The following is a 12137-nucleotide window of genomic DNA, read 5'->3' on the forward strand; positions in this document are numbered from 1 at the left end:
ATTTCCTGACTATAGAGGCGGACCATTTCAGTGGGGGAGGATCAGTCGCTCGCAGCTGAAATTTTCGCCGCCGAGAATTTGAACTCCGGGATTTTTCCATAGGGATCAAGTTGCGGATTTGTCAAAAAATTCGCAGGCGCTTCGACAAAGCAAAATGGCATAAACAACATGCCCGGCGTAACATCGCGGTCTGCTCTAAGCGTCAACGTGACTTCACCACGCCGGGTCGCAACTTTGACCTTCTGACCACGGGTCAACCCTTTGCGACCAATATCCTTTGGGTGCATCGATACCACCGGTTCATCTTCTTGTGCATTCAACTGCGTAGCCCGTCGTGTCATTGCGCCCGTGTGCCAATGCTCGAGCATCCGGCCAGTTGTCAGCACCATCGGGAACTCTTCATCCGGTAGCTCATCCGGTGGCAAGAGGTCCGTCGGCACGAGCTTGGCACGACCATCTTTGGTCGGGAAACCAGAATAGAAGATGATCTCCTCGCCCGGGCCGTCCTTGTCCTTGGCCGGATAGCAGACAAAGCCCTCGCGCAACAGGCGATCCCAACTGATGTTGTCCAAAGACGCCATATGACTGGCCATCTCCGCATAGACTTCACTGATATCAGAATAATCCCAATCAAGCCCGGATCTCTGGGCCATCTCCACGATCAGCTTCCAATCCTGGCGGGCTTCACCCGGCGCTTTGCGCACGGGCATGGCCAGCTGCACCTGACGATTGGAATTTGTGTAGGTGCCAGGTTTTTCCGGCTGCGCCGTGGCTGGCAGGATAACATCCGCAAACCACGCTGTTTCCGTGAAGAAAATATCCTGCACGATCAGATGATCAAGGCTCGCCAAAGCCGCCCTTGCATGCGTCTGATCGGGGTCAGACATTGCTGGGTTTTCGCCCTGCACATACATTGCACGGATATTGCCTTTGGCGACTTCATCCATGATCTCGACCACCGTCAGACCCTTCGCCGGGTCTAGGGAACGGCCCCAGGCGTCTTCATATTTGGCGCGGATGTCGGGATCCTCAACCGATTTGTAGTTTGGATATACAATCGGGATCAGGCCAGAGTCTGATGCGCCCTGCACGTTGTTTTGGCCACGCAGCGGATGTAACCCGGTGCCTGGCCGGCCTACCTGACCGGTGATAAGGGAAAGTGCAATCAAGCAGCGCGCATTATCGGTTCCATGGACATGCTGGCTGACGCCCATGCCCCAGAAGATGATCGAGCGCTCAGACGTTGCATAGGTTCTGGCAAGCTCACGCAGGTAATCCGGCTCGACGCCGCAAATTTCCGCCATATTCTCCGGGCTGAATTCTTTGACTTTTTCAGACAGTGCTTCGAAGCCATCGACATTTGCCTGGATGTACTGCTTATCGAAAAGGCCTTCTTCAATGATCGTGTGGATCATCGCATTCAGCATAGGCACATCCCGCCCCGGTTCGAATACCACAGGGTGAGAGGCGTGCCGCATCAGTTCCTGTTTACGCGGATCAAAGACAAGAAGTTTCGTGCCCCGCTTTGCAGCCTGTTTGAAATAGGTAGCTGCTACAGGGTGATTCTGCTCCGGACGGCACCCGATCGTCATGATGCAGTCACTCTCATCCGCCGTCGTAAATGGGGCAGAGACCGCTCCAGAGCCGACGCCTTCCATCAAAGCGGCCACCGATGAGGCGTGACACAGGCGTGTGCAGTGATCGACATTGTTCGTGCCAAAGCCCTGCCGGATGTATTTTTGAAAGAGATAAGCTTCTTCATTGGTGCCTTTGGCTGAGCCAAACCCTGCAATGGCCTTTCCACCAATGCTGTCACGTACTTTTGTCATGCCTCCCGCCGCAAGCGCCATGGCTTCCTCCCACGAAGCTTCGCGGAAATAGTCCGGAATATCAGCAAAGGTCAGCTTGGCTTTCGCGTTCTTGGGCGCATCCGCACGGCGGATCAGTGGTTTGGTCAGTCGTTCGGGCGACATGACGTAGTCCATGCCAAATCGACCCTTCACACAAAGTTTGCCGCGGTTGGCAGGCCCCTGACGCCCTTCTACGCGTATAATATCATTGTTTTTCAGGCTGATCTCTGTCTGACATCCAACGCCACAGAACGGGCAAACGGAGGGTTTGACCGTATCTGGATAGACTTCCCGTTTCGTCGCCGTTTCATCCAGCAACGTTCTTTCCATCAGGGCCCCGGTCGGACAGGCCTGTACACATTCGCCGCAGGCCACACAGGAGGAGAGACCCATTGGGTCGTTGACGTCAAAGACAGGAACAGCCCCCATGCCGCGATCACTCATGCCAATCACGTCATTGACCTGAACCTCGCGGCAGGCACGTTCGCAGAGCCCACAGGAAATGCAGGCATCCAGATTGACTGCTATCGACGGGTGGGACGCATCATGGAAGATGCTATCCACCGGAATGTCCTTCTGGGCACCGGGCCTGCCACCAGGGTAACGCGGGCTTGTGCACATGCCTGCCAAATCCATCTGATCCCAGAAATGGCTTTCCGGGTCAGGGCTTTGGTTACGGGCAGGCATGTCAGAGGCGAGAAGTTCGAAAACCATATTGCGGTTTTTCTCGACACGCTCACCGGCTGTCATGACCTTCATGCCTTCGGTTGGTTTGCGGATACAGGATGCGGCGAGGACCCGTTCACCCTTGATTTCAACCATGCAGGCCCTGCAATTGCCGTCGGCGCGATATCCCGGCGCGTCTTTCCAGCAGAGATGCGGGATATTCGTCCCTTCACGTTTGGCCACCTGCCAGATCGTTTCTCCCTCTTGCGCGGTGACTTCTTCACCATCGAGCACGAAGCTTACTGTCGGGAGAGTTGCATTATCAAGGCTCATTGGGTTGTCTCCCCATTCTCAAATTCTTCCGGAAAATGCGTCATGAGATGTTTCACGCAATTACCTGCCGCCTGTCCAAGACCGCAGATTGAACTATCGCCCATCACCTCCAGCAAATCGTCATAAAGTGCACGGTCCGCCTCGCGCGCTTCCAGCATGCGCACCATCTTGTCGGTCCCGGAACGGCACGGCGTGCATTGGCCACAGCTTTCATGTTTGAAAAAGCGCATCGTGTTGAGCGTCGCATCACGCACGCTGTCGTGTTGGCTCAGGATCACAACGGCATGGGATCCGATCAGACCGCCTTCGGGCTCCCATGTCCCGAAATCCATAGGCCGGTCGGCCATATGGGCGGGGAAAATCCCACCGGATGCACCGCCTGGGAAGAAGGCTTTCAGCTCATGCCCGTCGGCCATGCCGCCGCAATAGTCTTCAATCAGGCGGATCAGCGGAATGCCAGCGGGGGCAACCTTGACGCCCGGGTTTTTGACGCGGCCTGAAACAGAAAACGCCCGTGGACCATTGTGGTCCTCAGACCAACCCTGATCCTTAAACCAGGCTGGACCGTTTTTGAGGATATCCGCAATCCATGAAAGTGTTTCAACATTGTGGTTCAGAGTCGGACGCCCAAAGAGGCCGACCTCGGCGATATAAGGTGGACGATGGCGGGGCAGGCCGCGTTTGCCCTCAATGCTCTCGATCATCGCGCTTTCTTCACCACAGATATACGCGCCTGCGCCACGGCGCAGTTCCATCGGGATCATCTCGATATCAGAAGCCTCCAGCACCGCGATTTCGGTTTTCAGGATCTCCAGCACAGCCGGGTATTCATCGCGCATGTATATGTAGATACGTTCACAGCCTACCACACGGGCCGAAATCTGCGCACCTTCGATCATGCGGTGCGGGGCTTGTTCCAGCCACCAACGGTCTTTGAACGTTCCAGGCTCGCCCTCATCGCCGTTGATCGTCATAAACCGGGGACCAGCATAGCTTCGCACAAATCCCCATTTGCGCCCAGCAGGAAAACCGGCACCTCCGAGACCGCGCAGTCCCGCATTCGACATGGTCTCTGTCGCCTGATCGGCAGTGATGTCTCCTGCAAGAACCTGGGCAAGGACGTCGTAACCACCCTCAGCGCGGTATTCTTCCATAGTCTGATAGTCTGGAATGACTGGAGTGATCGGTCCCGTTGCGGCCTCGGTCAGTTTTGGAACACTGGCGTGCTCAATCAACCTCTTGCCCACTTGCGCCGCAGGAGCGCTATCGCACCGGCCGATACATGGAACGGGGTCGATACGGATGTCTTCGCCAAGCGCAGCCTTCAATTCTTCTATAAGAGGTTTGGCCCCGGACATCTCACAGGACAGGCCGTCGCATACACGGATTGTCAGCGGCGGTGGGGGTGTTTGTCCCTCCCGGACAATATCAAAATGGTGATAGAAGCTGGCAACTTCATATACTTCAACCTGGGCCAGGCGTAGATATTCAGCCAGCGCGGCAATGTCGGTGGCCGTAATATGTCCGCGCGTGTCCTGAATGATATGCAGCGCTTCGATCACCATATCTTTGCGCCGGGGCATATCTCCGAAGAGCTTTGCAATCTCCTCAACATTCTCATCAGAAATCTGGCGTCCCTTTGGCAGCGAAGGATCGCGACGCTTGAATTTTTGTCGGACGATCTGATCCATCGGAATAGGCCCTTTCGGTGTATCTGAACTTAGGAAAAAGGCGAGCCACCTGGTGGCTAGCAATAGACCGCGGCGATCTTAGAGGGAAAAGACCGCCGCAGAGTAAGAAGGTTTATTCAGCGGCCACCGCCCGCGGATGTGTCTTCTCTACATGGTGTCGATCGCCGACGGGGCGCACGAACAGATTGGCGAAGAACGCAATCACCAGCAGGGCAGCCATGGCGTACATCGTCGTGTTGTAGAGCGACGGAGTCGGATCAGCGGTACCAGCCGGAGCGATTTCCATCAGCCGTGCAATGGTCACCGTGTTGGCATCGACCAATTCCTGAAGACTGGAAACAGGTGCCCCGAAACGCTCGGCAAAAGCCGCCGGATCCATCCTTGCCACCAGATCAGAAATCGCGTTGTTGCGTGACAGATCCCGCAAATAGGTAATTGCGAACGGACCAAGCACTCCAGCTGTGGACCAGGCTGTCAGCAAACGCCCGTGGATTCCGCCCACATGCATCGTGCCGAACATATCCGCCAGATAGGCCGGAATGGTCGCAAAGCCGCCGCCATACATTGTGAAAATGATCATTGTCGCAATGTAAAAGCCGATCAGAGCGGCTCCGCCTCCCATTCCCGCCCAGAAGGGAATGGACAAGTAGAGGATCGTGCCAAGGATGAAGAAGCAATGATAGGTGTTTTTGCGACCGATAAAGTCCGAGGTCGAGGCCCAGAAGAACCGGCCAACCATGTTAAACACAGAGATCATCAGAACATATGTGCCAGCAAATGCCGCTGTCACAACTACCAGTTCACCGAAAATCTCGTTGATCATGGTCTTGGCAACCCCGATCACGCCGATACCAGCTGTCACGTTGAAACACAGTACAATCCAGAGCAGCCAGAACTGACGTGTCTTCAAAGCCTGATCAATATGCACGTTGTTGCGAGTGACCATACCAGAGGCCGATGGGGCCGGTTGCCAACCCTCAGGCTTCCAGCCCTCTTTGGGAACGCGATACTGGAAAGCTGCGATGATCATGACGATGAAGTAGCCAATGCCAAGCGCCATAAAGGTTGCCGCTGCGCCTGTGTTGCCGGTTCCAACGCCATAGGCGCCTGCTTCGCCGCCAAAGGCTGCCGCCTGTTGGGCCGTGGCCAGAACAATTTCGACTTTCCCGGAGGCTGTTTCTGCAAAACGCCGACCACCTTCCGTGATCAGATTAAGCGTGCTTTCTGCTCCTAGATACTCTGGTGCTTTTTGGAAGTTGCTGAGCAACCATCCAATCAAAGGCGCACCAATCATAGCACCGCCGCCAAAGCCCATAATCGCCATTCCGGTTGCCATCCCTCTGCGGTCAGGGAACCATCGGATCAGTGTCGAAACGGGCGAGACATAGCCAAGCCCGAGGCCTGCACCCCCAAAGACGCCGTAGCCTAGGTAGACGAGCCAGAGCTGATGGGATGAGATACCCAAAGATCCAATGATGAAACCACCGCCCCAAAGCGTGGCGGCGACCACACCTACATAGCGTGGACCCACTTTTTCCAGCCACTTACCACCAAAGGCCGCAGCAAGCCCCAGAGCAACGATTGCCACTGAGAAGATCCAAACGACCGAAGACAGGCTCCAGTCTGCACCCGAAGACGCAACAATGCCAAGTTCGCGCGTGAGCGGTGGGTTAAAGACGGACCATGCGTAGACGGATCCGATACAAAGGTGAATTGCGATTGAGGCGGGTGGTACGCGCCACCGGTTATAGCCCTCAGGCGCTACGATATTTTCTTTTCGCAGGAACCCTAAGGGCCCGCTTGCTGACTCTGACATGTCAAGTGTCCTCCCAAGTTGCGGGGGACGCCGAGCCCCCGGTTTCGGAAACTGCCTTTCCTACACGAACATTATGATGAGCAGCCTCTTCTTTGCTTTTAGGCGTTTAATTTTTTTGATTGTCAACTTATTAATTAATAAAAACAATATGTTAGAGTAATTTGGCTGTACTGAGAAAAGGTTAAAATGTCCATAAAACACCGCTTGTAAAGTTGGGCGAGTGACAAAATGTCCACTTATTTGGCTGTTTTCAAATGAGGGTCAGACGAGTTGTCCGCGATAGGGCACCATACAAAAAACTTTGAGCCGACACCCTCTTCGCTCTTTACGGTGATCAAACCGCCTGCGTGCGTGATCAAAGTCTGGCTGATTGACAGCCCAAGGCCCGTTCCCTCAGCGGGCTTTGTCGTGAAAAAGGGATCAAAGACATTGTCCAGTTTCTCTTTCGGGATGCCCGGACCTGAATCCGCGACAATGATCTCGGCTCCGGGAACACCGTCGCGTTTTGCTGCCCGCGTTGTGATGCGCAAGCTGCCGCCATCAGGCATGGCCTGAGATGCATTGATCATCAGATTGACGAGCACCTGAACCAGTTCGGAGGCAACAATCATGATCGACGGGGCTGGGGCGTGCGCGGTCTCTGTTTCAATGGAATGTTTCCTCAGGTCCGGTGTCACAAGAACCAGCGCGTCATCGGCGCATTTGGCGACATCCACATGGGAACTCACATCAGATATTTCTTCAGGCCGTGTAAAGTTCAAAAGTTTGCCAACGATCACATTGATCCGATGTGTTTGGGCATCAATCAGATCGAGTTCGGTTTTATGTTCCGCTTGAAAGCCAGGATCCATCGTTCGGCGCAGGACATCCAGATTGCCTTGAATTACGGCAACCGGGTTGTTGATTTCATGCGCTACACCGGCTGTAATCTCACCTATAGACGCCAGCTTCTCAGACATCACCAATTGCGCAAATGTCGCTTCCAGTTTTTGTTTCGCGTTCTGTAACTCTTCGGTGCGCTGGTCCACCAATTCGTTAAGGTTGTCGGCATAACCCCGCAACGCTTCGTCCCTCTCCTGGACCTGATCAAGAAGTCGATCCAGATGCCGCGCAACGGTTCCGATCTCATCGCGGGCATCCACTTTACCGATGCGTGCCGCAAACTCACCCTGCTCGGCGCGGGCCATGGTCGCCGTCATTTGCTCAAGTGGTGAAAATATTCCGCGCGCAAGCCGCAGAAACAAAGGGATCGAGATGCAAATCACCGCAATAAACGCGAGGATCAGTGAGAGAATCGTCGTGTTGCGGTCGCTTGTAAAAGGAGATTCCAAAAACCCCGTATAGAGCATCCCAATCCGGGCTCCATCACTATCGGTCACCGGGACATAGCCTGAGATATACCAATCATTGACGACAAAGGCGCGATCCAACCACGGCTTGCCCTCTTGCATGACCTGTTGCCAGACCACTTCTGAAACCCGCGTCCCAAGCGCTCGTGAACCTTCAAACAGCCTGACATTGGTGGATATGCGCACATCGTCGAGAAACAGCGTGGTTGTGCCCTGGCGGGTTTCGGAATTTTCCTCTTCTCGGTAAATCAGTTTGTTCATCGTATCGATGACATCAAGGTTCTGGTTCAGTAATCGCCCGCCGATCAGGATGTTTCCGGTGTTGGGGGATCTGTGCGCTGCAAGCAGCATCATGCCGCGCGACTCAATTGTGCGATCGATCTTGCGAGCCGCCTCCGTGGCCACAAGAGTCAGTTCAGCCTTCTGCGCAAGTCCAGGTGATATTGCGCCAAGCTCCTGACCTGAAAAAATCGCGAGCCCTGCGCCTGGTGCGTCAGGCCGTGCCCTTTCAGCAACCGCATGTGCGCTTTTTGGGATATCGTTTCCCTCGAGCGCGCCATAGATCAGAAGATCAAGGCCCATTCTGGCTTGCTCCGCTTCAAGGAAGCCCAATAGCCCAGCGTCTCCGCCCATCTGCGCACGCTCAAATCGGCCTGATTGTGCCAAAGCGGCTATATCAGCAGCCTGTGTCGCTTCAATGCGGCCAAAGTATTGTTCCGCCACCCTGAGATCACTGGCCACCTTGGCCAGCAAAAGTTCATCGAATTTATTGATCCAGCGCACCATCGTGACGCCCAAAAGAAGCGGCAGTAACACAACAAGAGGCAGAAGGGCGAGGATCAGAAGTCTGAGGCGAACAGAGCGCATGCGAGGGCTATACCCCCCATGTCTGACATTTCCGGTCAATTGTTTTTCGGGCAACACCAAGCCGTCGCGCTGCTTCGGCCCTGTTGCCGCTACACGCATCCAGAACCGACAGGATATGGCGGCGCTCAACCGCCGCAAGGCTTTGCGGCTCGGTATTGTTTTGTCCAATGTCGACCACTGAATCAAACGTGCCACGGATCAGGGCCCGCTCGACAATGTTGCGCAGCTCCATCACATTGCCCGGCCATTCATGTGCCATGAGTCTGCGTTTCGCCGACGCGGAAATCTCTGGTGCGGGAACCCCCATGCGTGCAACGAGCTTTTCCCGGAAAAATTCCGCTAAGGCGACAATATCCTCAACACGTTCTCTCAAAGGAGGAAGTGTGATCTCATGAATATTGAGCAAATAATAAAGATCGGTGCGAAAGGTGCTTTCCTGTACTGCGTCCTTTAGTGCCAGCGTTGTCGAGCAGACAATGCGAACATCGACTGGAAAGCTACGCTCTGCGCCAATGGGGCGGAACCGGCCCGTTGTCAAAAGCTCCACAAGGAGGTTCTGACAGGCGGGTGGTAAACGCTCGACATCCTCAAGGAACAATGTGCCGCCTTTGGCGTTTAGCAACAGACCTCTGGTTTCCATGTCGCTTTCTGCTGATGCATCCACACGGCCAAACAGAGTTGATTTGAAAGCTTCCTCGTTCAAGCCGTGGCATTGAAGCCAGACGAACGGGCAGTCAGATCGTGCGGATCGATCATGGAGCATGCGTGCTGCGATTTGCTTTCCGGCGCCAACCTCACCACAAATCACTACATGGGCATCAATTGAAGCTGCGTGTTCAATCGTATTCCGGACTTTTTGAATAAGATCGGAATTTCCGATCAGCGCGTGACGGTGGCGCAGCAGGTCCTGACCTGCTTCAAGTTCGTTGCGCAGAATTAAGTTTTGTCGGCTCAGATTGGATCGTTTCAGATTTTGAGTGATGGCATTCAATATCTGATTTGAGCGGAATGGCTTCAGTAGAAAATCAGAGGCTCCGGCGCGAATGGCCGCGATCGCTGTTTCCAAATCTGCGTAGGCTGTCATCAGAATCGCATCGGAATAGAGGCCGATTTTCTTTTGCTCTGCCAGCCAATCGACTCCCTTCTTTTTGGGCATGACATTGTCTAGGATAATGATGTCATAGTTGGCCTGATCCAGAAATAACGCTGCTTCGTCTGTATCGGCTGCCACGTCAACGCGTGCGCAGTATTCCGTCAGGGTCTTTTTGAGAAAGTTTCGCATGCCCGGCTCATCATCAATGACAAGCACAGAGGCATTTGACAACACATCCTTGAATCCTTCAGGCGACGCCTGAGATGCTGTTTTGTGTTGAGTCACAGCCACTCTGTGCGGCTCAAAACTTCTTTGACGAAGCGGAAGATCCATGTGTGATTCCTTTCCAAATGTGTTGTGCCTGTTCTCAGTTGGAAGGTGTTGAGGGGTATATTTAGAAGTTACAGATCAGTATGGTAAATAGCCAATAAATATCACAATTTGTCAAGGTTGATATCATGTAATACAATGTTATATATATTTTAATCCACCTATTCATACATTTACCGAACGGTAAATGATAATTCTCATTGGATATTCAAACAGAGATGAACGCGTCTGCAAAGGTGTTTAACCAGAACGGCTTTGGCGCGACGGGCATGGATCGGATTGGCGAGGAGACAGGCATCTCCAAGACGTCGATCTATAATCACTTTTGCACGAAAGATGACTTGGTTCTGGCTGTGCTGCGTTTGAGGGAGGAATGGTTCCGGAACTGGCTGTACAGGCGCATAGAAGAACTGGCTGGCGAGTCAAAAGAACAACTGATCGTACGCTGTGTCGCTGATAGTCACCCGAGCGCTGCTTGGTTCCTGGAATGTAAGCGGCACAAAGGCAGACACCCGCACCATCTGTTCTCTCAAAACCTTTGATACCGGATCAGATCACTTTTGCGCGCATTGATTGGGCTTTCGCGTGGAACGAGGGGCGATCGGACCGGCCTTGGCGATACCCCGGTTTCCACTTGCAACACAGCGTTTGGGCCAATAGAAGGTCCCCTGATTTATACCCACGCCGCGCGCGCGCGGCCTTTCGTAAGAGATGAGGACGAATATGCAGGTCACCGAGACCCTGAACGAAGGTCAGAAGCGCGGATACGCCATCACCCTGACTGCCGCTGAACTGGACGCTAAAGTCACCGAAAAGCTGAAAGATGCTCAGCCAGACGTCGAGATGAAAGGGTTCCGTAAGGGCAAAGTGCCGATGGCCCTGATGAAAAAGAAGTTTGGTCAAAGCGTTCTTGGCGAAGCCATGCAGGAAGCCATTGACGGTGCGATGAGCGAGCATTTTGAAGCCTCGGGCGACCGCCCTGCGATGCAGCCCGAAGTTAAAATGACCAACGAAGACTGGAAAGAAGGCGACGACGTAGCCGTAGAAATGACCTACGAAGCGCTGCCTGAAATTCCAGAAGTTGACATGAAAGGCATCAAGCTTGAGCGTCTTGTTGTCAAAGCAGACGATGCTTCCGTAGAAGAAGCATTGGCAAACCTTGCTGAAACAGCACAATCGTTTGAAGACCGCAAAAAGAGCGCGAAGGCGAAAGACGGCGATCAGGTCGTTATCGACTTTGCCGGTAAAGTTGACGGCGAACTTTTTGAGGGTGGCACGGGCGAAGACTACCCGTTGGTCCTCGGTTCAAATTCTTTCATCCCCGGTTTCGAAGAACAGCTGGTTGGTACAAAGGCAGGCGACGAAGTTGCCATTAATGTGAAGTTCCCGGATGAATATGGTGCAGAGCACCTTGCAGGCAAAGACGCTGTTTTTGATTGCACCGTGAAGGCAGTCAAAGCGCCAAAAGCTGCAGAGCTTGATGACGAGCTTGCCAAACAATTTGGCGCAGAAGACCTCGCAGCTCTCAAAGGGCAGATTTCTGAGCGCCTGGAAGAAGAATACAAGGGTGCAGCACGCGCCATCCTGAAGCGTAACCTTCTGGATGTGTTGGACAAGAAAGTAGACTTCCCACTTCCGGCATCGCTTGTTGACTCCGAAGCCAAAGCGATTGCGCATCAGCTGTGGCATGAAGATAACCCTGATGTAGAAGGGCATGATCACCCTGAAGTTACACCAACTGATGACCATGTTGGGCTTGCAGAGCGTCGTGTACGTCTGGGGCTGTTGCTGGCAGAGTTGGGAACAAAAGCTGATATTCAGGTCAGTGATCAGGAAATGACGCAGGCGATCATGAACCAAGCCCGTCAGTACCCAGGTCAGGAACGCCAGTTCTTTGAATTCGTTCAGAAAAATCAGCAAATGCAGCAACAAATGCGCGCGCCTATTTTCGAAGACAAAGTTGTCGACTACGTTTTTGAACTGGCAAAAGTCAAAGATAAAGAAGTGACCAAAGACGACCTTCAGAAAGCGGTTGAAGCGCTCGAACAAGAGTAACGTTTTAGATCACGAAGATTTTGTGGGCTGCCCTTTGCGGGGCAGCCCTTTTTTGTTTTCGGCATTTGATTGCTGCGCCGGAATAGC

7 protein-coding genes are annotated in these 12137 nt (G+C 53.6%); 2 read left to right on the forward strand and 5 right to left on the reverse strand.

Features of this window, described 5'->3' with window-relative positions:
- Positions 1–41: 41 nt before the first annotated feature.
- The 5 genes from fdhF to MWU63_RS15000 all read right to left on the reverse strand — a co-directional run bounded on the left by fdhF (position 42) and on the right by MWU63_RS15000 (position 9998).
- Positions 42–2849 (reverse strand): formate dehydrogenase subunit alpha, encoded by a 2808-nt coding sequence (gene fdhF, locus MWU63_RS14980; RefSeq protein ID WP_247078554.1) that lies wholly within the window; start codon positions 2847–2849, stop codon positions 42–44.
- A complete protein-coding gene (locus MWU63_RS14985; RefSeq protein ID WP_213890805.1) occupies positions 2846–4540 on the reverse strand; it encodes an NAD(P)H-dependent oxidoreductase subunit E in 1695 nt (564 codons plus the stop codon). Before MWU63_RS14985 ends, fdhF begins: the two co-directional genes overlap by 4 nt.
- Before the next feature lie 112 nt (positions 4541–4652).
- Entirely contained in the window at positions 4653–6356 is a 1704-nt protein-coding gene (locus MWU63_RS14990; RefSeq protein ID WP_213890806.1) for an OFA family MFS transporter, read from the reverse strand.
- 236 nt (positions 6357–6592) lie between these two features.
- Positions 6593–8572 (reverse strand): cache domain-containing protein, encoded by a 1980-nt coding sequence (locus MWU63_RS14995; protein ID WP_213890807.1) that lies wholly within the window; start codon positions 8570–8572, stop codon positions 6593–6595.
- Positions 8573–8579: 7 nt separating this feature from the next.
- The gene (locus tag MWU63_RS15000; RefSeq protein WP_213890808.1) at positions 8580–9998 is read right to left on the reverse strand and encodes a sigma-54 dependent transcriptional regulator; all 1419 of its coding nucleotides are present in this window, start codon (positions 9996–9998) and stop codon (positions 8580–8582) included.
- Positions 9999–10195: 197 nt separating this feature from the next.
- Between MWU63_RS15000 and MWU63_RS15005 the strand changes: the two genes are divergently transcribed.
- On the forward strand, positions 10196–10537 hold the full coding sequence (locus tag MWU63_RS15005) for a helix-turn-helix domain-containing protein (protein WP_246531822.1): 342 nt from the start codon (positions 10196–10198) through the stop codon (positions 10535–10537).
- Positions 10538–10718: 181 nt separating this feature from the next.
- Positions 10719–12050 carry a trigger factor gene (gene tig, locus MWU63_RS15010; RefSeq protein WP_213890809.1) on the forward strand — a complete coding sequence of 444 codons (1332 nt, stop codon included), beginning with the start codon at positions 10719–10721 and terminating at the stop codon, positions 12048–12050.
- The last annotated feature ends 87 nt before the right edge of the window (positions 12051–12137 follow it).

This window comes from Pseudohalocynthiibacter sp. F2068 (assembly GCF_023015645.1).
Classification (GTDB): domain Bacteria; phylum Pseudomonadota; class Alphaproteobacteria; order Rhodobacterales; family Rhodobacteraceae; genus Pseudohalocynthiibacter; species Pseudohalocynthiibacter aestuariivivens.